At 62.1% G+C, this 21,075-nt stretch carries 28 protein-coding genes; 4 read left to right on the top strand and 24 right to left on the bottom strand.

Features of this window, described 5'->3' with window-relative positions; all coding sequences use genetic code 11:
- Positions 1-41: 41 nt before the first annotated feature.
- From YQ44_RS27480 to YQ44_RS29220, 4 genes are all read left to right on the top strand, one after another.
- The gene (locus tag YQ44_RS27480; protein WP_071326071.1) at positions 42-530 is read left to right on the top strand and encodes a hypothetical protein; all 489 of its coding nucleotides are present in this window, start codon (positions 42-44) and stop codon (positions 528-530) included.
- Between the two features lie 200 nt (positions 531-730).
- The gene (locus tag YQ44_RS27475) at positions 731-2,557 is read left to right on the top strand and encodes a DUF885 domain-containing protein (RefSeq protein ID WP_232251007.1); all 1,827 of its coding nucleotides are present in this window, start codon (positions 731-733) and stop codon (positions 2,555-2,557) included.
- A gap of 172 nt (positions 2,558-2,729) precedes the next feature.
- Entirely contained in the window at positions 2,730-2,951 is a 222-nt protein-coding gene (locus tag YQ44_RS27470; protein WP_071326070.1) for a hypothetical protein, read from the top strand.
- A gap of 77 nt (positions 2,952-3,028) precedes the next feature.
- Complete coding sequence (locus YQ44_RS29220) at positions 3,029-3,190, top strand: hypothetical protein (RefSeq protein WP_156894987.1); 162 nt, start codon at positions 3,029-3,031, stop codon at positions 3,188-3,190.
- A gap of 235 nt (positions 3,191-3,425) precedes the next feature.
- Here the strand turns inward: YQ44_RS29220 and tatC are convergent, their stop codons facing one another.
- The 24 genes from tatC to YQ44_RS27350 form a co-directional block, all read right to left on the bottom strand.
- Positions 3,426-4,181, bottom strand: a complete 756-nt coding sequence (tatC, locus tag YQ44_RS27465; protein ID WP_071326069.1) for a twin-arginine translocase subunit TatC — start codon at positions 4,179-4,181, stop codon at positions 3,426-3,428.
- Positions 4,178-4,720: a Sec-independent protein translocase protein TatB gene (gene tatB, locus YQ44_RS27460; RefSeq protein WP_071326068.1), complete on the bottom strand. Its 543-nt coding sequence runs from the start codon at positions 4,718-4,720 to the stop codon at positions 4,178-4,180. Before tatB ends, tatC begins: the two co-directional genes overlap by 4 nt.
- 48 nt (positions 4,721-4,768) lie before the next feature.
- Complete coding sequence (gene tatA, locus YQ44_RS27455) at positions 4,769-5,005, bottom strand: Sec-independent protein translocase subunit TatA (protein ID WP_071326067.1); 237 nt, start codon at positions 5,003-5,005, stop codon at positions 4,769-4,771.
- Between the two features lie 80 nt (positions 5,006-5,085).
- Complete coding sequence (locus YQ44_RS27450; protein WP_071326791.1) at positions 5,086-5,457, bottom strand: histidine triad nucleotide-binding protein; 372 nt, start codon at positions 5,455-5,457, stop codon at positions 5,086-5,088.
- Positions 5,458-5,472: 15 nt separating this feature from the next.
- Positions 5,473-5,844 carry a phosphoribosyl-ATP diphosphatase gene (locus YQ44_RS27445; RefSeq protein WP_071326066.1) on the bottom strand — a complete coding sequence of 124 codons (372 nt, stop codon included), beginning with the start codon at positions 5,842-5,844 and terminating at the stop codon, positions 5,473-5,475.
- Positions 5,841-6,278 carry a phosphoribosyl-AMP cyclohydrolase gene (gene hisI / locus YQ44_RS27440; protein ID WP_071326065.1) on the bottom strand — a complete coding sequence of 146 codons (438 nt, stop codon included), beginning with the start codon at positions 6,276-6,278 and terminating at the stop codon, positions 5,841-5,843. Before hisI ends, YQ44_RS27445 begins: the two co-directional genes overlap by 4 nt.
- 27 nt (positions 6,279-6,305) lie before the next feature.
- Positions 6,306-7,067, bottom strand: coding sequence for an imidazole glycerol phosphate synthase subunit HisF (gene hisF, locus YQ44_RS27435; protein WP_070219637.1), 762 nt, complete (start codon positions 7,065-7,067; stop codon positions 6,306-6,308).
- A gap of 60 nt (positions 7,068-7,127) precedes the next feature.
- Positions 7,128-7,901 (bottom strand): 1-(5-phosphoribosyl)-5-[(5-phosphoribosylamino)methylideneamino]imidazole-4-carboxamide isomerase, encoded by a 774-nt coding sequence (gene hisA, locus YQ44_RS27430; protein WP_071326064.1) that lies wholly within the window; start codon positions 7,899-7,901, stop codon positions 7,128-7,130.
- A 57-nt stretch (positions 7,902-7,958) separates the two neighbouring features.
- Entirely contained in the window at positions 7,959-8,597 is a 639-nt protein-coding gene (gene hisH / locus YQ44_RS27425) for an imidazole glycerol phosphate synthase subunit HisH (RefSeq protein WP_083412070.1), read from the bottom strand.
- Between the two features lie 38 nt (positions 8,598-8,635).
- Positions 8,636-9,226, bottom strand: a complete 591-nt coding sequence (gene hisB / locus YQ44_RS27420; RefSeq protein WP_010402123.1) for an imidazoleglycerol-phosphate dehydratase HisB — start codon at positions 9,224-9,226, stop codon at positions 8,636-8,638.
- 19 nt (positions 9,227-9,245) lie between these two features.
- Positions 9,246-10,340 carry a histidinol-phosphate transaminase gene (gene hisC, locus YQ44_RS27415; protein WP_071326063.1) on the bottom strand — a complete coding sequence of 365 codons (1,095 nt, stop codon included), beginning with the start codon at positions 10,338-10,340 and terminating at the stop codon, positions 9,246-9,248.
- 29 nt (positions 10,341-10,369) lie between these two features.
- Positions 10,370-11,353 (bottom strand): DNA-methyltransferase, encoded by a 984-nt coding sequence (locus YQ44_RS27410; protein ID WP_442905880.1) that lies wholly within the window; start codon positions 11,351-11,353, stop codon positions 10,370-10,372.
- On the bottom strand, positions 11,350-12,675 hold the full coding sequence (hisD, locus tag YQ44_RS27405) for a histidinol dehydrogenase (RefSeq protein WP_071326062.1): 1,326 nt from the start codon (positions 12,673-12,675) through the stop codon (positions 11,350-11,352). Before hisD ends, YQ44_RS27410 begins: the two co-directional genes overlap by 4 nt.
- A 24-nt stretch (positions 12,676-12,699) precedes the next feature.
- Positions 12,700-13,380: an ATP phosphoribosyltransferase gene (hisG, locus tag YQ44_RS27400; RefSeq protein WP_071326061.1), complete on the bottom strand. Its 681-nt coding sequence runs from the start codon at positions 13,378-13,380 to the stop codon at positions 12,700-12,702.
- A gap of 19 nt (positions 13,381-13,399) precedes the next feature.
- Positions 13,400-14,650, bottom strand: a complete 1,251-nt coding sequence (gene murA, locus YQ44_RS27395; protein WP_071326060.1) for a UDP-N-acetylglucosamine 1-carboxyvinyltransferase — start codon at positions 14,648-14,650, stop codon at positions 13,400-13,402.
- Positions 14,651-14,654: 4 nt separating this feature from the next.
- Entirely contained in the window at positions 14,655-14,891 is a 237-nt protein-coding gene (locus tag YQ44_RS27390; protein WP_034753824.1) for a BolA family protein, read from the bottom strand.
- A 45-nt stretch (positions 14,892-14,936) separates the two neighbouring features.
- On the bottom strand, positions 14,937-15,698 hold the full coding sequence (locus tag YQ44_RS27385) for an ABC transporter permease (RefSeq protein WP_071326059.1): 762 nt from the start codon (positions 15,696-15,698) through the stop codon (positions 14,937-14,939).
- Complete coding sequence (locus YQ44_RS27380) at positions 15,695-16,612, bottom strand: ABC transporter ATP-binding protein (RefSeq protein ID WP_071326058.1); 918 nt, start codon at positions 16,610-16,612, stop codon at positions 15,695-15,697. The genes YQ44_RS27385 and YQ44_RS27380 overlap by 4 nt, the downstream gene beginning before the upstream one ends.
- Positions 16,613-16,823: 211 nt before the next feature.
- On the bottom strand, positions 16,824-17,171 hold the full coding sequence (locus YQ44_RS27375; RefSeq protein ID WP_071326057.1) for an STAS domain-containing protein: 348 nt from the start codon (positions 17,169-17,171) through the stop codon (positions 16,824-16,826).
- 52 nt (positions 17,172-17,223) lie between these two features.
- Entirely contained in the window at positions 17,224-17,859 is a 636-nt protein-coding gene (locus YQ44_RS27370) for an MlaC/ttg2D family ABC transporter substrate-binding protein (protein WP_071326056.1), read from the bottom strand.
- 71 nt (positions 17,860-17,930) lie between these two features.
- Entirely contained in the window at positions 17,931-18,815 is an 885-nt protein-coding gene (locus tag YQ44_RS27365) for an MlaA family lipoprotein (RefSeq protein ID WP_071326055.1), read from the bottom strand.
- Positions 18,812-19,282: an outer membrane lipid asymmetry maintenance protein MlaD gene (gene mlaD, locus YQ44_RS27360; RefSeq protein WP_071326054.1), complete on the bottom strand. Its 471-nt coding sequence runs from the start codon at positions 19,280-19,282 to the stop codon at positions 18,812-18,814. Before mlaD ends, YQ44_RS27365 begins: the two co-directional genes overlap by 4 nt.
- Before the next feature lie 78 nt (positions 19,283-19,360).
- Complete coding sequence (gene mlaE, locus YQ44_RS27355; protein ID WP_034753807.1) at positions 19,361-20,143, bottom strand: lipid asymmetry maintenance ABC transporter permease subunit MlaE; 783 nt, start codon at positions 20,141-20,143, stop codon at positions 19,361-19,363.
- Positions 20,140-20,949, bottom strand: coding sequence for an ABC transporter ATP-binding protein (locus tag YQ44_RS27350; RefSeq protein ID WP_083412199.1), 810 nt, complete (start codon positions 20,947-20,949; stop codon positions 20,140-20,142). The genes mlaE and YQ44_RS27350 overlap by 4 nt, the downstream gene beginning before the upstream one ends.
- Between the last annotated feature and the right edge of the window lie 126 nt (positions 20,950-21,075).

The following is a 21,075-nucleotide window of genomic DNA, read 5'->3' as shown; positions in this document are numbered from 1 at the left end:
TTCCATGCGATGATCGTTTTTCCCTGTTTTGATCCCATGCCATGACCGACTATATCGCCACCAGCGCCGGCCAGCGCGCCACCTTCTTGTGCGGCAAATCCTGGACGGCCTATGCCGGCACCTTCATCATGGCCGTGCTGCTGTTTTTCGCCGCCCTGCCGCTGGCCTTCAAGTACAACACGCGCGCCGCCCTCGTCGTGCTGATCGGTTCGGCCCTGATCGTCGGCTACCGCCTGCTGACGACCCGCAGCTACCAGCTGTACTACGACGAGGCGGGCGTGTGGCTGGCGTCCGGCATCTTGCCGTGGAAGAAGAAACTGACGGGCGTCAAATGGCGCGACATGGATGAAGCCGTGTATGAAACCAACTTCTGGAGCTGGCTGTTCCAGTCCTACACGATCCGCGTCAGCCAGCGTTACACACAAGAAGTCGAAATCCACGCCACCGGCATGGCGCGCGGCAAGGATGCCGTGGCGGCCCTGAATGCGCGCCACCAGGAGCTGCTGCACGGCAGCGCCATCGTCGTCTAGCCCGGCGGCCGGCCGGCAAAAAACTGCGCAAGCGCGGCAATTAGTGCTAATCTTTGGGCCGCCCTGGCAAGCAAGGCCGACCTTTCAATAGTTGTTTGTTATTTATATTATCAGTTTATTCGTGACTGGATTTAACAAACAACCAAATATTCAAGAGATGAACTATGCTGACAAGAAATAAAGTTGCGCTCGCCGCATTGATGATGGCATTCACCCTGACACCGGCCAGCGCCGCCAAGAAACCGCAGAAAAGCGGCAAGGCCAGCACCAGCAGCAGCAAGAAAAAAACCGTCGCCAAGAAGGCGGCCGTCGTCAGCGCCGCCACGGCAGCCACGGTAGCGGCCGTCGCCAGCGAGAACAGCAGCGACCGTTCCATGAATAACCTGAGCGGCCAGTTCCTCACCGCGCTGTGGCGCATGGATCCGGAAGGTGCCATTGCCGTCGGCAAATACGACGGCGCCGCCAACCTGAGCATTCCCGACGCGGCCAGCCGCCAGAAGCAGCTGGCCTTCATCGAAGAATGGCTGGGTAAATTCGGCAAGCTGAATGCGGGCAAGATGTCCGACAAGCAACGTACCGACCTGGCCTTGCTGACCAATAAACTGCAGTCGGACCGCTGGTACCTGACCACCTTCCGCGAATTCGAATGGAATCCCGCCCTCTACAACGTGGCCGGTTCCATCGACTTCATCCTGAACACGGAATACGCGTCGCAGCCGCAGCGCCTGCGCACCTTGCTCAAACGCATCGCCACCGTGCCGCAATACTATGTGGCCGCGCGCGCCAGCATCCATCAGCCCACGCGCGAACATACGCAGCTGGCCATCGCCCAGAGCGCTGGCGTGCTCAGCGTGCTTGACGACTTGAACAAGACGGCGCAAGGCTCGATCCTGACGGCGACCGAGAAGCAGCTGTACAACGCGCGCATCGCCGCGGCCCGCACGGCCGTGCAAGGCTATGCTGCCTGGCTGACGGAACAGGATGCGGCACTGGCGCAAAATGGCAACGCCCGCTCCTTCCGCATCGGCAAGGACTTGTACGAGCAGAAATTTACCTACGATATCCAGGCCAGCGTCAGCGCCGAACAGATGTACCAGAAGGCCCTGGCCGCGCGCGAAAAACTGCTTGAACACATGGACAGCCTGTCCGACGAGCTGTGGCTGAAAACCATGGGCAACGCGGCCAAGCCGGCCGACCGCACGGCGAAGATCGGCATGGTCATCGACAAGCTGTCGAGCAACCACGTGGCGCCAGCCGATTTCGTGCCGGAAATCCGCCGCCAGATCCCGGAATTGCAGGAATGGGTGGCCAGCCACAACCTGCTGACGATGGACCCGAAAAAGCCGCTCGTCGTGCGTGAAACGCCGGCCTACCAGCGCGGCGTGGCCGGCGCCAGCATCGAGGCGCCCGGCCCGTATCGTCCGCAAGACCGCACCTATTACAACGTGACGCCGCTCGACGGCGAAACGCCGGAACAGGCGGAAAGCAGCTTGCGCGAATACAACCACTGGATCTTGCAGATCCTGAACATCCACGAAGCCATCCCCGGCCACTACACGCAGCTCGTGTACGCCAACAAGTCGCCGTCGCTGGCCAAGTCGATCTTCGGCAATGGCGCCATGATCGAAGGCTGGGCCGTGTATGGCGAGCGCATGATGCTCGAATCGGGCTATGGCAATAACGCGCCGGAAATGTGGCTGATGTACTCGAAGTGGAACTTGCGCAGCGTCACCAACACCATCCTCGACTACAGCGTGCACGTGCTGGGCATGACGCGAGAACAGGCGCTCGACCTGCTGACGCGCCAGGCCTTCCAGACGCAGCGCGAAGCGACGGAGAAATGGCGCCGCGTGCAGCTGAGCTCGGTGCAGCTGACCAGCTATTTCAGCGGCTACAGCGAAATCATGGACTTGCGCGAACAGCGCAAGCAAGCGCTGGGCAGCAAATTCGTGCTGAAGGATTTCCATGAACAATTCCTCAGCTATGGCAGCGCGCCCGTGAAAGTCATCAAGGAATTGATGAATTAAGCCGCACGCATCCTCAGCTTGCAAAGGGCGCTGCGGCGCCCTTTTTGCATGCGTTTGCGCCACCGCAAACCGCCCGGCGCCGTAGCGCCTACGCTGACAGGAAGGCAGGCGCCACCGCTCTCCTCACCGGCAATTGCCAATTTTTCTGCTAGGGTGATGGTCAGGAAGGTCCATGCATATGTCCGTCCAGTGCGACACCCGCGATTACGCCAAACGCCTCGCCTCGGCAGGCATGGTCACGCCGCAAGCGACAGTCCATGCGGCGCCCGTCGGTGATGTGCTGGGCGCGGCCGTCGTCGTGCGTGGCGAGCTGGCGGCGCTGGAGCGCAATCTGCCGGGGGAATTCACGCCGCTGGCGCAAAAGGTCGACACCAGGGGGATGCCCTGGAACTGACACTCGCTACCAGAATAGATGCACTGGAGCATCAGCTCGACACGAGGATAGATGCCCTGGAATTGGATGCCCTGGCATTGACACGCAATACCAGGATAGAGACGCTGGGGCAAAAATTCGACGCCTTCCTGGAATGCCTGGACTTGCGCCATGGCGCCGACAGGAAACACGTGCACTGGATGATGCGCAGCCTGATGCTGCTCAACCTGGCCATCCTCGGCAAACTGATGCCGCAGTAAGCACCCACTAACGTCCCGCTCGATAAAAAAGCCGCGGCTCCCGAGGAAGCAGCGGCCTGCATCTGCACGTGGTGGAGCTGGCTTTAGGATGCCTCTTCCGGCGCCTGCGTGGCCTTGACGAAGACATCCTCGGCAAACTGATGCCGCAGTAAGCACCCACTAACGTCCCGCTCGATAAAAAAGCCGCGGCTCCCGAGGAAGCAGCGGCCTGCATCTGCACGTGGTGGAGCTGGCTTTAGGATGCCTCTTCCGGCGCCTGCGTGGCCTTGACGAAGATGGGCGCCACCAGCAAGCCCAGCTCGAACAGCAGGCACATGGGAATGGCCAGCGAAAACTGGCTGACCACGTCCGGCGGCGTAACGATGGCGGCAATGACGAAGGCGCCGACGATCACGTACGGGCGCACTTCCTTGAGCTTCGCGATGGACACCAGGCCCATGCGCACGAGGATGACCACCACGACGGGCACTTCGAAGGTGGCGCCAAAGGCCAGGCACATCGACATGACGAAATCGAGGTAGTTTTCGATATCGGGGGTCACGGCGATCGACGACGGCGAAAAGTCGCTGATGAAGTGAAACACGCGGCCAAAGACAAAGAAGTAGCAGAAGGCCACGCCGGCCATGAACAGCAGCGACGAGGAAATGACGAGCGGCGCGATCAGGCGCTTTTCATGCGTATACAGGCCGGGGGCGATGAAGGCCCACATCTGGTACAGCACCCAGGGCAGGGCGACGATGAAGGCGATCACCAGGGTCACTTTCATCGGCACCAGGAAGGGCGAGATGACGCCGGTGGCGATCATTTTCGAGCCGGCCGGCAGCGAGGCGATCATCGGCGCGGCGATGAAGTCGTAGATCTGCGACGGGCCTGGCCAGTAAAACAGCACGGCGCAGACGACGGCGATGCCGATCGAGGCCTTGACCAGGCGGTTGCGCAGCTCGACCAGATGCGAGATAAAGGTTTCTTCCACCGGGGATTTGCTACTCATGAGTAAAAGGAGGAGGAACTGGCGCGCGGACGGAAACGCGCCACGCGGGCGGCAGCCGACTGCACGTGCATCTTGCCGCCATGGCGCTGCTTGTACCAGCCGGGAATGGCGGAATTGCGCACCAGCTTCTTGCGGCGGAATTCGCGCGCCTTGCGGGCCAGGTCATCGTTGGTGGCGCGCAGCATGGCTTCATGGGCATCGTGCCCATCGTCATGCCCCGCATACGTGGCGGAGTCGCCGCGCCATGCGTTTTCCACCTCGGCCAGGTTGCCCGAGATCGAGTTTTCCACGCCATGCATGGATTTCTCCACGCTTTGCTTGACGGAATGGGCCGCCTCCTGCACTTCCTTCTGCAGGTTCTTCAGCTCTTCCATTTCGATTTCGCGCGAGACTTCGGATTTCACCTGGTTCAGGTAGCGCTGCGCGCGGCCATACAGGGTACCGGCCATGCGCGCCACTTTCGGCAGCTTTTCAGGGCCGATGACTATCAGTGCAACCACGCCGATGATGGCGATTTTAGAGAGACCGAGATCGATCATAAGCGGACAAGTGCCGTTACCGGACGAGGCAATCGCCCCGCCACGCTATCAGGACTTGCTTTTCTCTTTCGTCTCGACGTCGATGGTGCTTTTGTCGGCCACTTGCGATGGCGCAGCAGGAGGAGTGTTGGCTGCCGGGGCATCATCTTCGCCCTTGACGCCATCCTTGAAGCCTTTGACGGCCTTGCCGATATCACCGCCGATATTGCCCAGTTTCTTGGTGCCGAAGACCAGCATCACAATGACCAGAACGATCAGCCAGTGCCAAATACTCAATGAACCCATCACATTCTCCTTGCGGGACGGTGCCCGAATAGCGTCAACCAATGCGGGTAGTATACACGCGAACCCGGCGCGCGGCGAAATCAGTGCTGGCCGCGCCAGGGACGCGGGCCGCCATACACGTGCATGTGCAGGTGGTACACCTCTTGCCCGCCGTCCGGGCCGCTGTTGATCATGGTCTTGAAGCCGCCGGACGGCACGCCATCGGCGTCATAGCTGACGGCACAACCGAATTCGGCAGCGAGCTTCGGCGCCAGGCGCAGCAGCTTGCCCAGCACTGCCGTATGGCTGTCGTCGCAGTCGGACAGGCTGGCCACGTGCTGCTTCGGTATCAACAGCAGGTGCACGGGGGCGGCCGGGTTGATGTCCTTGAAGGCCAGCAAGTCCTCGTCTTCATAGACTATGCTCGAAGGAATTTGTTTTGCAGCAATCTTGCAAAAAATACAGTTATCCACGCGCGCTCCCATCAATCAGTGTTTATCCGTTTCGCCGGCATCGCGCAGCTCATCCTTGCGCGCCGCCTTCTCTTCGAGACCGGACAGGCCTTCGCGGCGCGCCAGCTCGTCAAGCACCTGCTGCGGCGTCAGGTCGAACTGCGCCAGCATCACCAGGCTGTGAAACCACAGGTCGGCGCACTCGTACAGAACCTTGGACGGGTCGTTGTCGCGCCGCGCATCCTTGGCGGCCATCACGGTTTCCGTCGCCTCTTCGCCGATTTTTTTCAAGATGGCATCGTCGCCCTTGGCAAACAGGCGCGCCACATAGGAGGTGGCGGGGTCGCCGCCATTGGCCGGCTTGCGCGATTCGATCACGGCGGCCAGGCGCTTTAAAGTTTCACTCATTTGTTCTTGGTTTCCGCGTATATCGTTTCGGGGTCTTTCAGCACCGGGTCGGTGACTTGCCATTCGCCCGTTTTCTCGTCGCCTTCGAACTTCTGGAAGAAGCACGAGTGGCGGCCCGTATGGCAGGCGATGCCGCCGGCCTGCTCGATTTTCAGCAAGACCACGTCTTCGTCGCAATCGAGGCGGATTTCCAGCACCTTTTGCGTGTGGCCCGACTCTTCGCCCTTGTGCCACAGTTTCTTGCGCGAACGGCTCCAGTATACGGCTTCACCCAGTTCCACCGTGCGCGCCAGGGCGTCGCGGTTCATCCAGGCAAACATCAGCACGTCATTGCTGCCCGCCTCCTGCGCGATCACGGGCACCAGCCCATGCTCGTCCCATTTGACCTTTTTCAGCCACTTGGCATTGCTCGATACGATCGTTGCGTTTTGCATATGGTTCTATCCCGGGTTGGACGCTGATTATGCCAGGCGCATGGGAATGCCCTGCTGCGCCATGAAGCGCTTGGCTTCCTGCACCGTGTGCTGGCCATAGTGGAAGATGCTGGCGGCCAGCACGGCGTCCGCGCGACCCACCTTGATGCCGTCGACCAGGTCCTGCAAGCCGCCCACGCCGCCCGAGGCGATGACGGGAATGCTGACGGCGTCGGACACGCCGCGCGTCAAGCCCAAATCAAACCCCACCTTGGTGCCGTCGCGGTCCATGCTGGTCAGCAAGATTTCACCGGCGCCCAGGCTTTCCATTTTACGCGCCCACTCGAACGCGTCCAGGCCCGTGGCGGTGCGTCCGCCGTGGGTAAACACTTCCCACTTGCCCGGTGACACCTGCTTGGCGTCGATGGCCACGACGATGCATTGCGAGCCATGCTTTTGCGATGCCTCAAACACCAGCTGCGGATTCGTCACGGCCGAGGTGTTGATGCTGACCTTGTCGGCGCCCGCGTTGAGCAACCGGCGCACGTCTTCCACCACGCGCACGCCGCCGCCCACCGTCAGCGGGATGAACACTTGCGAGGCCACCGCTTCGATGATGTCGAAGATCAGGCCGCGGTTGTCGCTCGAGGCGGTAATGTCGAGGAAGGTGATTTCATCGGCGCCCTGCTCGTCGTAGCGGCGGGCGATTTCCACCGGGTCGCCGGCGTCGCGCAATTCCGTGAAATTGACGCCTTTGACGACGCGGCCATTGGTCACGTCGAGGCAGGGGATGATACGTTTTGCAAGCATGATGATATCCAGATTGTCGCCAGGCCCGGGCATGCGCAGGCACGCCCCGGCCGGGCTGGCTTAAACGGCGGCGTCGGTCAGCTCGTCGGCGCGCTCTTGCGCCTGCGCCAGGTCGATCGTGCCTTCATAGATGGAGCGGCCGCAGATCACGCCTTCGATGCCTTCGGCCTGGACCGCGCACAGCGCTTCCACGTCGCCGATATTGTGCAGGCCGCCCGAGGCGATGACGGGGATCTTGACGGCTTGCGCCAGCTTGACGGTGGCTTCGATATTGATGCCGCCCATCATGCCGTCGCGGCCGATGTCCGTGTAAATGATCGATTCGACGCCATACGCCTCGAATTTCTTGGCCAGGTCGATCACTTCATGGCCCGACATCTTGCTCCAGCCATCCGTTGCCACCTTGCCATCCTTGGCGTCGAGGCCGACGATGATGTGGCCCGGGAAGGCGCTGCAGGCGTCGTGCAGGAAGCCGGGGCTCTTCACGGCCGCCGTGCCGATGATGATGTAGCTGATGCCGGCGTCCAGGTAGCGCTCGATGGTGTCGAGGTCGCGGATGCCGCCGCCCAGCTGCACGGGGATTTCCTCGATGTCGTTTTCCACGGCGAAATCTTGCACGGCCTTCAGGATGGATTTCACGGCGCCTTCGTTTTTCGGCTTGCCGGCAAATGCGCCGTTCAGGTCGACCAGGTGCAGCCGGCGCGCGCCTTGCATCAGCCAATGGCGGGCCATCTCGGCCGGGTCTTCGGAAAATACGGTGGCAAGTTCCATATCGCCTTGTTTCAGGCGTACGCAGTGACCGTCTTTCAGGTCGATGGCGGGAATGAGCAGCATGGTCAGTGTGGTGTCAGAGTGAGTGAGGAGCGAAGCCGGAAAGGCCACGAAGGTACGTCAAGGTTGCCAGTGAACGAAGTTCTTGTACAGCTGCAAGCCAGCGGCAGCGCTTTTTTCAGGGTGAAACTGTGTCGCGAAAATATTATCACGCGCGACCGCGCACGCAAACGGCGCACCATAGATAGTCTGGCCCACCGTGTGCGCGGCCTCTTGAGGTTGAGCAAAATAGCTGTGCACAAAGTAAAAATACGCCTGGTCGGCAATGCCCTCCCACATGGCATGGGATGCCGTTTGCCGGACTTGGTTCCAGCCCATTTGCGGCACCTTGAAGCGCGAACCGTCTTCCTGCACCTGGCCATCGAGCTGGAAGCGCACGACTTTGCCTGGCAGCAAGCCCAGGCCCGCCGCATCGCCCTCTTCGCTGGCGTCGAACAGCATTTGCTCGCCGATGCACACGCCCAGCACGGGCTTGCTGTCGGCGGCGCGCAGCAGCGCTTCGAGCACGCCCGATTCGCGCAGGCTGCGCATGCAGTCGGGCATGGCGCCCTGGCCCGGCAAGACGATGCGGTCGGCGCTGTCGATGTCTTGCGCCAATCCGGAAATGCGCACATCGGCTTCCGGCGCCACGGCGCGCAGCGCTTGCGCCACCGAGCGCAGGTTGCCCATGCCGTAATCCACCACCACAATTTTATTCATGTTTAATCTCGGAATCTACAGGGTATCGAGGGTGGCGCTTACAGGCTGCCCTTGGTCGACGGAATGATGCCGGCCGCGCGCTCATCGAGCTCGGCCGCCATGCGCAGCGCGCGGCCAAAGGCCTTGAACACGGTTTCGCACTGGTGGTGGGCATTCGTGCCGCGCAAGTTGTCGATATGCAATGTCACGCCCGCATGGTTGACGAAGCCGCGGAAGAATTCCAGCGTCAGGTCGACGTCGAAGCCGGCGATCATGGCGCGCGTAAACGGGATGTGGTATTCGATGCCGGGGCGGCCCGAGAAATCGAGCACCACGCGCGACAGCGCCTCGTCCAGCGGCACATACGCGTGGCCGTAGCGGCGGATGCCCTTCTTGTCGCCGATGGCCTTGGCCACGGCCATGCCCAGGGTGATGCCCACGTCTTCCACCGTATGGTGGTTGTCGATATGCACGTCGCCCGTCGCTTCGATATCGAGGTCGATCAAGCCGTGGCGGGCGATCTGGTCCAGCATATGGTCGAGGAAGGGCACGCCCGTGTTCAGCTTTTGCTGGCCGGTGCCGTCCAGATTGAGGGCGACGCGAACTTGCGTCTCATTGGTGTTGCGCGTGATTTCTGCGGTGCGGTTCATGGGAGGCTCTGGCGATAGGCTAAACGAGGGATGCCTTGAAGGCATCGAAAAAAAGGGAATTCTCTTCCGGGGTGCTGACGCTGATGCGCAGGCAATTGACCAGCGCAGCATGCATTTTACTCATATTTTTAATTAAAACCCTGCGGGCAAGCAGTTTTGCGCAAACATCGTCGGAATCAGCCACACGAATCAGAAGAAAATTTGCCTTCGACGGAAATACCGTCACGCCGGGCAGTTCCGCCAGGCGCAGCGCCAGGTCGTCGCGCGCGCTGTTGAGCAGGGCCGCCTGCGCATTGAGCACGTCGAGATGCTCGAGCGCGAATTCGGCCGCCGCCTGCGTCAGCACATTCACGTTGTACGGCGGGCGCACTTTCTCGAATTGCGCCAGCAGGGCCGGCGCGGCCGACATGTAGCCGAGGCGGATGCCGGCCAGGCCCAGTTTCGACACGGTGCGCATCACCACCAGGTTCGCGAATTCGGGCAGGCGGCCCATGAAGCTTTGCTGCGCGAACGGTTCATACGCTTCGTCGACGACGGCGATGCCCGTGTCGCCCAGCGCGGCGAGGATGCGTTCGATGTCGGCGCTGGCAAACAGGTTGCCGGTCGGGTTGTTCGGGTAGGCGAGGAACACCAGCGCCGGGCGGTGCTGCTCGATCGCCGCCAGCATGGCGTCCATGTCCAGGCTGAAGTCGGCGTTCAGGGGCACGCCAACGAAATCCATGCCGGCAAACTGCGCCGAGCGCGCATACATGACGAAGGCCGGCACGGGCGCCAGCAGCACGGCGCGCTTGCCCGGCTCCTGGCGGGCGCAGGCCATGGCCAGGATCGAAATCAGTTCGTCGGAGCCGTTGCCCAGCATGACGTCATAGCCAGATGGCACGCCCAGCTTGGCGCAGATGGCCGCCTGCAGGCTGGCGTACGACGGCGGATAGCGGTTCAGCACCACATTGGCCAGGCGCGCGCCCAGCGCATCGCGCAAGTGCTGCGGCAGCGGATACGGATTTTCCATCGCATCGAGTTTGATGTAACCGCTGGCGTCGGCCACATGGTAGCCGCCAATGGCCCGCACATCAGGCCGCACGGTATTGCTGATTAACTGATCGAGGAAAGACATGCTGCAAATACTCCTGATGTAAATGGATGCTAGAGGGCCACGTCTTCCGGTACGCCGGCGCTGCGCGCCTTGCGGGCCGGGGCTTTTTTCACGGCGGGCGGTTTTTTCACGGCAGCCGGCTGTTTCGTAGCAGCCGGCTTTTTAGCGGCAGCCTTGGCGGCCTTGGGCACGGCGGCGGCGGCGCGGCGCTTGGCCGGCGCCTTTTTCTCAGGCTTAGGCGCAGCCGGTTCGGCCAGCTCCTGTGCCAGCGCCGCCAATCGCTGTTCGATGATGGCGCAGTAGTCGGGATTGAGTTCGAAGCCGACGAAATCGCGCCCGCAGCGCTTTGCCGCCAGCGCCGTGGTGCCGCTGCCCATGAACAGGTCGAGCACCACGCCGCCAGGCGGGCACGATGCCTTGACCATGCGTTCGATGATTTCCAGCGGCTTTTGCGTCGGGTGGTCGGCCCGTTCCGGGTGTTCCTTGTGCAGGCGCGACACGCTCCACAAGTCTTTCGGGTTGTAACCGACTTCCAGCCATTTGGCGCCGATGAAGATCGAGCGCGAACGGGCTTTCTTGGTGGCCGCGTCGTAGGCGATGCGCACCGCGTCAAGGTCGAAGTAGTAATCCTTGCGCTTGACGAAGAAGCCGATGGTGTCGTGCACCGATGAAAAGCTGCGCACGCTGCCGCCCATGGACGGCACGCGGCGGTCCCAGATGATTTCATTCATCATCGCCATGCGCTGCTTGAGCATGACGAAGATCTCCGGCGAATAGCGCCAGGTGAGGAAGATATACAGGCTGCCGTTGGCTTTCAGCTTGGGCAGCGCCGCATCGATCCATTGCTCCGTCCAGCGCAGGTAGTCGGCTACCGACTGCTGGTCCGAGGCATTGCCGTAATCCTTGCCCAGATTGTAAGGCGGATCCGTCAGGATCAGGTCCACCGAGCCATCGGGAATGCGCGCCAGCCCCGCCAGCGCGTCCTCGCAATAGACCCGGTTGGCCCAGTCCGGCCGCTCCGCCATATTCGTCATGGCTGCGGCTTCAGACGCAGTTCGGCGCTGCGCGCGTGGGCTTGCAAGCCTTCGCCGTACGCCAGGGTGGCGGCGACACGCCCCAGGGTTTGCGCGCCCGCTTCGCTGACGTAAATGATGGACGAGCGCTTCTGGAAGTCGTACACGCCCAGCGGCGACGAGAAACGCGCCGTGCGCGACGTCGGCAGCACGTGATTGGGACCGCAGCAATAGTCGCCCAGCGATTCGGACGAGAAACGGCCCAGGAACATGGCGCCCGCGTGGCGGATCTGCTCAGCCCACTGCTGCGGATGCTCCGCCGAGATTTCCAGGTGCTCGGCGGCGATGGAGTTGGCGATCTCGCACGCTTCTTCCATGCTGCGCACCTTGATCAGCGCGCCCCTGTCCTGCAGCGAGGTGCTGATGGTGGCCTGGCGCGGCATCGTCGGCAGCAGCTTGGCGATGCTCTCCTCGACTCTGGCGATATAGTCCGCGTAGGGGCACAGCAGGATGGCCTGCGCCAGCTCGTCGTGCTCGGCCTGCGAAAACAGGTCCATCGCGACCCAGTCGGGGTCCGTCGTGCCATCGCACAGCACGAGGATTTCGGATGGTCCGGCGATCATGTCGATGCCGACGATGCCGAACACGCGGCGCTTGGCGGCGGCCACATAGGCGTTGCCGGGGCCGACGATCTTGTCCACGGCGGCAATCGTCTGCGTACCGTAGGCCAGCGCGCCGACGGCCTGCGCGCCGCCGATGGTGATCACGCGCGTCACGCCGGCAATCGCGGCGGCGGCCAGCACCATCTGGTTCTTCACGCCATCCGGCGTCGGCACCACCATGATGATCTCGCCCACCCCCGCCACATGCGCGGGAATGGCGTTCATCAGCACCGACGAAGGATAGGCGGCCTTGCCGCCCGGGACGTAGATGCCGACCCGGTCGAGCGGCGTGATCTTCTGCCCCAGCACCGTGCCATCGGGTTCGGTGTAGGTAAAGCCGCGCAGTTCCTCGCGCTGGCGTTCGTGGAAGGCGCGGATGCGCTGGGCGGCGATCTGCAGCGCCTCGCGCTGGGCCGACGGCAAGCCGTTCAGGGCCGCCTGCAATTCGGCTTGCGAAATATCAAACGCCGCCATTTCTGCCGCGCCGCCATGCGGGATGCGGTCGAAACGGTTGGTGTATTCCAGTACCGCGGCGTCGCCGCGCGTTTTCACATCGGCCAGGATTTTCGCGACCGACGTTTCAATCGCTGCATCGGTACCCGCCTCGAACGCCAGCAGCGTATCGAGCGATTGTTGGAAACCTTCCTGGCTTGAATCGAGCTTGCGTATCTGTATCGGCATAATCGGCTTTCTGCTACTGAATGTCTAGGCTTGCGAAGCAGTTTGCGAGGCGCGTTCGAAGGCCTCGATAATCGGCTGCAAGCGCTCGCGCTTGAGCTTTAAGGCGGCCTGGTTGACCACCAGGCGCGACGAAATTTCCATGATGTGTTCAACCTCGACGAGGTTGTTCGCGCGCAAAGTGCTGCCCGTGCTGACCAGGTCGACGATGGCGTCGGACAGGCCCACCAGCGGCGCCAGCTCCATCGAGCCATACAGCTTGATCAGATCGACGTGCACGCCCTTGGCGGCGAAATGCTCGCGCGCCGTGTGCACGAACTTGGTGGCCACGCGCAGGCGCGCGCCCTGGTGCACGGCCTTTTCATAGTCGAAGCCGGCCTGCACCGCCACCGACATGCGGCAGGAGGCGATATTCAGGTCGATCGGCTGGTACAGGCCTTCGCCGCCATGTTCGAGCAGCACATCCTTGCCCGCCACGCCGAAATCGGCCGCGCCGTACTGCACGTAGGTCGGCACGTCGCTGGCGCGCACGATGATGACGCGCACGTTCGGATCGTTGGTGGCCAAAATCAGCTTGCGCGACGTTTCCGGGTTTTCCAGCACCTTGATGCCTGCCGCTTCCAGCAGCGGCATGGTGTCCTCGAAAATGCGGCCTTTCGAGAGCGCCAGTATCAGCTGGGAATTGTCACCGCTGTTCGATCCGTTCATGCTCGTTCCTTTTTTGTTTTTACTTGATGCGCACGATGTTCGCGCCCACGGCCGACAATTTGACTTCCATGCGGTCGTAGCCACGGTCGAGGTGGTAGATGCGGTCGATCAGCGTTTCGCCATCGGCGGCCAGGGCCGCGATCACCAGCGACGCCGAGGCGCGCAGGTCGGTAGCCATCACGGGCGCGCCGCGCAGCTGCTTGACGCCGGCGATGATGGCCGTGTTGCCCTCGATGGTGATGTCGGCGCCCAGGCGGTTCATTTCCTGCACGTGCATGAAGCGGTTCTCGAAAATCGTCTCGGTGACGCGGCTGGCGCCATTGGCGATCGTGTTGACGGCCATGAACTGCGCCTGCATGTCGGTCGGGAAGCCCGGGTATTCGGTGGTGCGGAAGCTGACCGGGTTCGGGCGGGCCGACATCTCGGCGCGGATCCAGTCGGCGCCGAAGGTCATCGTCAGGCCCATGGCGCGCAGCTTGTCGAGCGCCGCGTCGAGGATATCGGTGCGCACGTTGCGCAGGGTGATGTCGCCGCCGGTGGCCGCCACGGCGCACAGGAAGGTACCCGTTTCGATGCGGTCGGCGATGACCGCGTGCGAGGCGCCGTGCAAGGCGTCCACGCCCTGGATCACCAGGCGGCTGGTGCCGATGCCGTCGATCTTCGCGCCCATGGCCACCAGCAGGTGGGCCAGGTCGGTCACTTCCGGCTCGCAGGCGGCGTTTTCCAGGATGGTCTCGCCTTCGGCCAGGGTCGCGGCCATCAGCAGGTTCTCGGTGCCGGTGACGGTGATCATGTCGGTGACGATGCGCGCGCCTTTCAGCTTGGCGCACTTGGCGTAGATGTAGCCGGCTTCGATGCGGATCTCGGCGCCCAGCGCCTCGAGGCCCTTGATGTGCTGGTCGACAGGACGCGAACCGATGGCGCAGCCGCCCGGCAGCGAGACCTTGGCTTCGCCGAAGCGCGCCAGCATGGGACCGAGCACGAGGATCGAGGCGCGCATGGTCTTCACCAGTTCGTACGGCGCTTCGAGGGTGTCGATGGCGCCGCCGTTGAGAACCACGCGGTCGCCGTCCTGCCGTATCTTCAAGCCCGTCTGGCCCAGCAGTTTGAGCATGGTGGCGACGTCGTGCAGGTGCGGCACGTTCGTCAGGTCCAGGTCGCCCGCGGTCAGCAGGCCGGCGCACAGGATGGGCAGGGCGGCGTTTTTCGCGCCGGAGATGGCGATGTCGCCGTTCAGGCGGTTGCCGCCGTTGATCAGGAGCTTGTCCATGTGCTTATCCTTGGAATTCTTCAGGTGTCAGGGTTTTCATCGACAGCGCGTGGATTTCCTCGCGCATGCGGTCGCCCAGCGCCGCGTAGACGATCTGATGGCGCTGGATCAGGCGCTTGCCGGCAAATGCGGGCGAGACGATCACGGCCTGGAAGTGCTGGCCATCGCCCTCCACTTCGAGGTGCGTGCATTCGAGGCCGGCCGACAGGTAGCCGTGGATCAGTTCTGGAGTGGTGGTCACGATAAGTCCTTGATATTGAATAATGTAGTGTGTGATGTGCCGCAATTAGTGGCGTAATCTGTAACCGCTTTTCAGCAGGCGGATCGACGCCAGCGCCAGGATCACGAGGAAGCCGGCGACGATGGAAAGACTGAGCCACGGGCTGACGTCGGAGGTGCCGAAGAAGCCGTAGCGGAAGCCGTCGATCATGTAGAAGAAGGGGTTCAGGTGCGACACCGTCTGCCAGAACGGCGGCAGCGAGTGGATCGAATAGAACACGCCCGACAGGAAGGTGGCCGGCATGATCAGGAAGTTCTGGAAGGCGGCCAGCTGGTCGAATTTCTCGGCCCAGATGCCGGCGATCAAGCCCATGGTGCCCAGCATGGCGGCGCCCAGGAAGGCGAAGACGACGATCCACAGCGGCGCGACAAACGACAGGTCGGCGAACCAGCAGGTGATGGCGAAAACGCCAAAGCCCACGGCCAGGCCGCGCGCGACGGAAGCGAGTACATACGCCGAGAAGATTTCCCAGTGCGACAGGGGCGTCAGCAGCACGAACACCAGGTTGCCCGTGATCTTGGACTGGATCAGCGAGGACGAGGAATTGGCGAAGGCGTTTTGCAGCACGCTCATCATCACCAGGCCGGGAATCAGGAAGGCCGTGTAGCTGACGCCGGGGCTCGGCTCCACGCGGCCGTCGAGCACATGGCCGAACACCAGCAGGTACAGCATCGACGTGAGCACGGGCGCGGCCACGGTTTGCGTCGCCACTTTCCAGAAGCGCAGCGTCTCTTTGTAGACGAGGGTGCGAAATCCTGTCGAAATCATACGGTACCTTTATCCATGATCTGCAAGAAGATATCTTCCAGGTCGGCTTGTTGCAATTGCATTTCGTCGATGTCGGCGCCCGCTTCGCGCAGGCGGGCGAGGATCTTCTCGACTTCGCTGTATTCGTTGACGCGCAGGCTGAACTTGTTCGGCGCCTGCTGCTCTTCCGGGTGCAGCACCAGGTGCTGCAGGTCGGCCGGCAGGGCGCCTTGCTTCAGGTGCACCTGCAGCTGCGAGCCGGCGATGCGGCGGATCAGCGCCGACATGGTGTCGAGCGCCACCACCTTGCCCGTCTTGAGCATGGCCACGCGCTGGCACATGGCCTGCGCTTCTTCCAGGTAGTGGGTGGTCAGCACGACGGTGTGGCCGCCTTCGCGGTTCAGGCGCGAAATGAACTTCCACAGGGTCTGGCGCAATTCCACGTCGACGCCGGCCGTCGGCTCATCGAGCACGATGACGGGCGGCTTGTGCACCAGCGCCTGAGCGACGAGCACGCGGCGCTTCATGCCGCCCGACAGCGCGCGCATGTTGGTGTCGGCCTTGCCGGTCAGGTCGAGGTTTTCCATGACCTCATCGATCCACTTGTCGTTGTTCGGCAGGCCGAAATAGCCGGACTGCAGGCGCAGCGTCTCGCGCACGGTGAAAAACGGATCGAACACGAGTTCCTGCGGCACCACGCCCAGGTTGCGGCGCGCGTTGCGGAAGTCCTTGACCACGTCGTGGCCGTGGATCTTGACGGTGCCCGCATCGGGCCGTATCAGGCCGGCGATGATGGAAATGAGGGTGGTCTTGCCGGCGCCGTTGGGACCGAGCAGGCCGAAGAACTCGCCCTCCTCGATCGCCAGCGACACGCCGCCCAGCGCCTTGAGCGATTTATAGCTCTTTTCTACATTCGTTATTTGAATTGCGGTCATGTGCTTGTTTCAAGTGTAATGCGTCTGGTGTGATGCGCCAGTTGCCGGGGAAATCCAGGCCGGCAGGCCAGTGCAGGGCGCCACCTTCAGGCGAGGACGGCGCAACAGTCAATTATAGTTGGAAAATTCGTGGAACACTTGGAGTTCAATCCGGCGGCGCTGCTGGCCTGCCGGCTTGAAAGCTACTGCTGATGCGGGGAGTGGGACAGGATCAATGATGATGCAGGTCGGACGGGCTGCGTTCGGCGTGGCCGCCGGCGCTGCCGCAGTCCTCGGCCGTCAACGTGCTCGAAACGAGCGAGCAGACGCCATACAGCTTGGTGAGGTTTTTCAGGTTGTTCGGCAGGTTTTTCAGCTCCAGCACGCCGCCGGCATCCTGCGCCGCGCGCTGCCACGTCAGCATCACGGAGACGGCCGCCGAATCGACGGCCTTGACGTTACGCAGGTCAAACTTCGTCTGACCCGAGCGGATGGCGTCCAGACCCTGCTCCAATGCCGAAGTGGCATTGTGCACGGTCAGGGAAGTCAGGGACTGCAAGGTGTCGAGAGAGTCTGGCATGGCGTAGGGCTGCGCTGGTCTGGAGCTGGGTCTGGAGCTATATGATAGCCGATTATTTGGCTTTGGCAGCGGGACGGCTGGCCAGGGCCTTGTTTTTCGCGGCCAGGGTCTTGATCAGGCCATCGATGCCGCCCTTGCTGATTTCGCTGGCAAAGCTGCTTTTGTAGGTTTCCACCAGCCACGCACCGAGCACGTTGATGTCATAGATCTTCCAGCCGGCCGGGGTTTTCGCCACGCGGTAGTTCAGGGGCACGGGTTCGCCGCGCGCCATGTTCACCTGCGAGCGCACTTCCACGTCCGTATCGGCCGGATCGGCGCGCAGCGGCTTGAATTCGACGGTTTCGTTCTTGATCTGCGACAGGGCACCCGAATACGTGTAGATCAGCAACGTGCGGAATTCCGCAGCCAGCTGCTTTTGCTGGTCCGGCGTGGCGTCGCGCCAGTAGCGGCCGGCGGCCAGGGCCGTCATGCGCTGGAAATCCACGTACGGCAAGATCTTGCTTTCCACCAATTCGGTGACGCGCTTGATGTCGCCAGCCTGGATGCCCTTGTCGGCCTTGGCCGTGTCGATCACGTCCTGGCTGATGCGTTTTACCAACACATCGGGCGCTTCCACGGCAGGCGCGGCCTGGGCGGCGGTGGCAAAGGCGATGGTCGCCATCGCGAGCAATTGTTTCATCAATTTCATGGTTCTACCTTTCATGGTGTTGCTGTGCACCGGCTGGCGCTGATCGCAGCCGTGGTGTTCTTGTCCCGAGTTTACTCCTGAGGCTTGGCCTCGGCAGCAACGGTATTGCTACCAGATGTTACGAGTTCGACAGGCACGGCGTCGGCGGCAGCCGTGGCAGGCGCCGCTTCCACTGGGGCCGGCGGCGGTTTCGCATCGTACTCCGGCTCGTAATCGCTGGTGTCGTTTTTTGGCACTTTGCGGTCGCGGCGATCCGTATCGCCATCGAAAACCTTGCTTTCGCGCGCCTGCAGGAAGCCGTCGCGGATGAATTCATAACGGTCCAGCGCGGCCGCTTCCATCAGGTTGGTCGCGTCGAGCAGCGCGGCGCGCTTGTCGACCACGCGCGTCACCGTGCCGATATTGCGCACCGAGACAGGATCCTTGTAGCGCCACGGGTCGCCCGTGATATCGAGCGGCAGGGCCACCGTGTCGCGCACGGTCGATGGGCCCAGCAGCGGCAACATCACGTACGGACCAGGCTGGACGCCATACCAGCCCAGGGTCTGGCCAAAGTCTTCATTGTGCTTCGGAATGCCGGCCTGCGAAGCGATGTCGATCAGGCCGAAGATGCCGAAGGTCGAGTTCATGCTGACGCGCACGACGTCCTGCAAGCCCGCTTCACCCTTGCCTTGCAGCAAGTTGTTCACGGCGCTCCACACATCGGACAAGTTGCCGAAGAAGTTGCCGACACCGGTTTGCACGAACGATGGCGTGACGGTCTTGTAAGCCGTGGCGACCGGTTTCAGGGCCACCCGGTCGACGGTGTCGTTGAACTTGAACATGGCGCGGTTGTAACCCTCGAGCGGGTCGCGCGGGTTGGTGCCGGTGGCGCAGGCGCTCACGCTGGCGGCGATGGCCAGGGCCAGGCCGATACGCGCCAGGCTGCCTTGGGATTTCATGGTCGACTCGCTCATTTGCTGTCCTTTCCTTCCGCTGCCTTGCTGTAGATGAACTGATTGATCAGGTCTTCCAGCACTGTGGCCGATTGAGTACGGGCGATCTTGTCGCCCTCTGCCAGGTTAGCCAGATCGCCGCCTGCTTCCAGGCCGATATATTGCTCACCCAGCAAACCGGCCGTCAGAATCTTGGCCGAGCTATCTTTCGGAAATTTGTAACCATCTTCGATGTCGAGTTTCACCAGCGCCTGGTACGTCTTGTCGTCAAACGTGATGGCCGACACGCGCCCCACCACCACGCCGGCGCCCTTGACGGGCGCTTGCGGCTTGAGACCGCCAATATTGTCGAACTTGGCGTTAATGGTATACGTCTTGCTGAAGGACAGCGAGCTCATATTGCCAGCCTTGAGGGCCAAAAACATCAATGCCGCCACACCCAGCAAGACGAACAAGCCGACCCAGACATCCAAAGATTTACGTTGCATAAACAATCCTAAATAATTTTTACTTGCCGCCACCTGTGCGGAATACCACCCAGGCCGCTATTTGCCGCTGATGCGCAATTATTTGCTAAACATCAACGCCGTCATCATGAAATCGAGCCACCACACCATCAGCGACGAAATCACCACCGTGCGCGTGGTGGCGCCGGACACGTCTTCCGGCGTCGGCTGCGCCTGGTAACCCTGGAACAGGGCGATGAACGTCACCGCGATGCCGAAGACCAGGCTCTTGATGGTGCCATTCCCCACTTCTTTCCAGACATCCACGCCGCCCTGCATCTGCGACCAGAACGAGCCTTCATCGACGCCGATCAGCACCACGCCGACCAGGTAGCTGCCGATGATGCCGACGGCCGTGAAGATGGCGCCCAGGATCGGCATGGCGATCACGCCGGCCCAGAAACGGGGGGCCAGCACGCGCTGGATCGGGTTCACGGCCATCATTTCCATGGCCGACAGCTGCTCGCCCGCCTTCATCAGGCCGATTTCCGCCGTCAGCGAGGTGCCGGCGCGGCCCGCGAACAGCAGCGCCGTGACGACCGGACCCAGTTCGCGCGTCAGCGACAGCGCCACCAGCAAGCCCAGCGACTGCTCGGCGCCGTAGGTGGTCAAGGTGTAATACCCTTGCAAGCCCAGCACCATGCCGACAAACAGGCCGGAAACGGCGGTAATCACCAGCGAGCGGTTACCGATAAAAAACAGTTGCTCAATCACCAGACGCGGACGGCGCCACAGGCCGCCCGACGAGGCGATGATGATGAAAAACGACCGCACGGCAAAGCCGAGGTCTTGTACCGAACGACGCAACCAGGCTCCGATCGCCGCCAGGAAACGCGCGATCATCGGCCGCCCCCCGCCTGCAGACCCAGGTCGTCGGCCAGCGACTTGCCCGGATAGTGGAACGGTACGGGGCCATCGGCCTCGGCATTGACGAACTGCTTCACGTACGGATGCGTCGACACGGCCATTTCAGCCGGCGTGCCGTGCGCCACAATCTTGCCCGATGACAGAAAATAGACATAATCAGCGATGGCGAAACACTCCTTCACATCGTGCGATACCAGGATAGACGTGGAGCCCAGCGCATCGTTCAGATTGCGGATCAAATTGGCCGTGACGCCCATGGAAATCGGGTCCAGGCCGGCGAACGGCTCGTCATACATGATCAATTCAGGGTCGAGCGCGATGGCGCGCGCCAGGGCGACGCGGCGGCCCATGCCGCCCGAAATCTCGGCCGGCTTCAATTGCGCCGCATTGCGCAAGCCGACGGCGTGCAGCTTCATCAGCACCAGGGTGCGGATCAGCTCTTCATTCAAGTCCGTATGCTCGCGCAGCGGGAAGGCCACGTTCTCGAACGCCGTCAGGTCTGTAAACAGGGCGCCGTGCTGGAACAGCATGCCCATCTTGCGGCGCAGCTGGTATAACTGGTCGGTCGCCAGCGTATGCACGATCTGGCCATCGACATTGACAGAGCCGGAACTGGGGCGCAGCTGGCCGCCGATCAGGCGCAGTACGGTCGTCTTGCCACTGCCGGAGCCACCCATGACGGCCACAACTTTTCCACGTGGGAAATCCATTTGAAGGCCCGATAAAATCGAACGTTCTCCATAGGCAAAGTGTAAATCACGGATTTCAACAAGATTTGGCACGACGAAGCTCACTATTTTAATGGCGTATTGTAGTGCAGAAACGCCAATCTCTGCTGAGACACCCCCTTGTGCTGCCCTGCAGAGGGGGAGAATACAACACTAATGAATCGAAAGTCAGATATTTTA

The sequence above is a fragment of the Janthinobacterium sp. 1_2014MBL_MicDiv genome (assembly GCF_001865675.1).
GTDB lineage: Bacteria > Pseudomonadota > Gammaproteobacteria > Burkholderiales > Burkholderiaceae_D > Janthinobacterium.
The sequence above is the reverse complement of the archived record's forward strand: the minus strand, read 5'-3'. Positions and strand labels throughout refer to the sequence as shown.

Bases quoted from the DNA above. Each gene is read 5' to 3' on its own strand.
- YQ44_RS27480 (WP_071326071.1), top strand. From the start codon at position 42: ATGACCGACTATATCGCCACCAGCGCCGGCCAGCGCGCCACCTTCTTG.
- YQ44_RS27475 (WP_232251007.1), top strand. From the start codon at position 731: ATGATGGCATTCACCCTGACACCGGCCAGCGCCGCCAAGAAACCGCAG.
- YQ44_RS27470 (WP_071326070.1), top strand. From the start codon at position 2,730: ATGCATATGTCCGTCCAGTGCGACACCCGCGATTACGCCAAACGCCTC.
- tatC (WP_071326069.1), bottom strand. From the start codon at position 4,181: ATGAGTAGCAAATCCCCGGTGGAAGAAACCTTTATCTCGCATCTGGTC.
- tatB (WP_071326068.1), bottom strand. From the start codon at position 4,720: ATGATCGATCTCGGTCTCTCTAAAATCGCCATCATCGGCGTGGTTGCA.
- tatA (WP_071326067.1), bottom strand. From the start codon at position 5,005: ATGGGTTCATTGAGTATTTGGCACTGGCTGATCGTTCTGGTCATTGTG.
- YQ44_RS27445 (WP_071326066.1), bottom strand. From the start codon at position 5,844: ATGAGTGAAACTTTAAAGCGCCTGGCCGCCGTGATCGAATCGCGCAAG.
- hisI (WP_071326065.1), bottom strand. From the start codon at position 6,278: ATGCAAAACGCAACGATCGTATCGAGCAATGCCAAGTGGCTGAAAAAG.
- hisF (WP_070219637.1), bottom strand. From the start codon at position 7,067: ATGCTTGCAAAACGTATCATCCCCTGCCTCGACGTGACCAATGGCCGC.
- hisA (WP_071326064.1), bottom strand. From the start codon at position 7,901: ATGCTGCTCATTCCCGCCATCGACCTGAAAGACGGTCACTGCGTACGC.
- hisH (WP_083412070.1), bottom strand. From the start codon at position 8,597: ATGAATAAAATTGTGGTGGTGGATTACGGCATGGGCAACCTGCGCTCG.
- hisB (WP_010402123.1), bottom strand. From the start codon at position 9,226: ATGAACCGCACCGCAGAAATCACGCGCAACACCAATGAGACGCAAGTT.
- hisC (WP_071326063.1), bottom strand. From the start codon at position 10,340: ATGTCTTTCCTCGATCAGTTAATCAGCAATACCGTGCGGCCTGATGTG.
- YQ44_RS27410 (WP_442905880.1), bottom strand. From the start codon at position 11,353: ATGACGAATATGGCGGAGCGGCCGGACTGGGCCAACCGGGTCTATTGC.
- hisD (WP_071326062.1), bottom strand. From the start codon at position 12,675: ATGCCGATACAGATACGCAAGCTCGATTCAAGCCAGGAAGGTTTCCAA.
- hisG (WP_071326061.1), bottom strand. From the start codon at position 13,380: ATGAACGGATCGAACAGCGGTGACAATTCCCAGCTGATACTGGCGCTC.
- murA (WP_071326060.1), bottom strand. From the start codon at position 14,650: ATGGACAAGCTCCTGATCAACGGCGGCAACCGCCTGAACGGCGACATC.
- YQ44_RS27385 (WP_071326059.1), bottom strand. From the start codon at position 15,698: ATGATTTCGACAGGATTTCGCACCCTCGTCTACAAAGAGACGCTGCGC.
- YQ44_RS27380 (WP_071326058.1), bottom strand. From the start codon at position 16,612: ATGACCGCAATTCAAATAACGAATGTAGAAAAGAGCTATAAATCGCTC.
- YQ44_RS27375 (WP_071326057.1), bottom strand. From the start codon at position 17,171: ATGCCAGACTCTCTCGACACCTTGCAGTCCCTGACTTCCCTGACCGTG.
- YQ44_RS27370 (WP_071326056.1), bottom strand. From the start codon at position 17,859: ATGAAATTGATGAAACAATTGCTCGCGATGGCGACCATCGCCTTTGCC.
- YQ44_RS27365 (WP_071326055.1), bottom strand. From the start codon at position 18,815: ATGAGCGAGTCGACCATGAAATCCCAAGGCAGCCTGGCGCGTATCGGC.
- mlaD (WP_071326054.1), bottom strand. From the start codon at position 19,282: ATGCAACGTAAATCTTTGGATGTCTGGGTCGGCTTGTTCGTCTTGCTG.
- mlaE (WP_034753807.1), bottom strand. From the start codon at position 20,143: ATGATCGCGCGTTTCCTGGCGGCGATCGGAGCCTGGTTGCGTCGTTCG.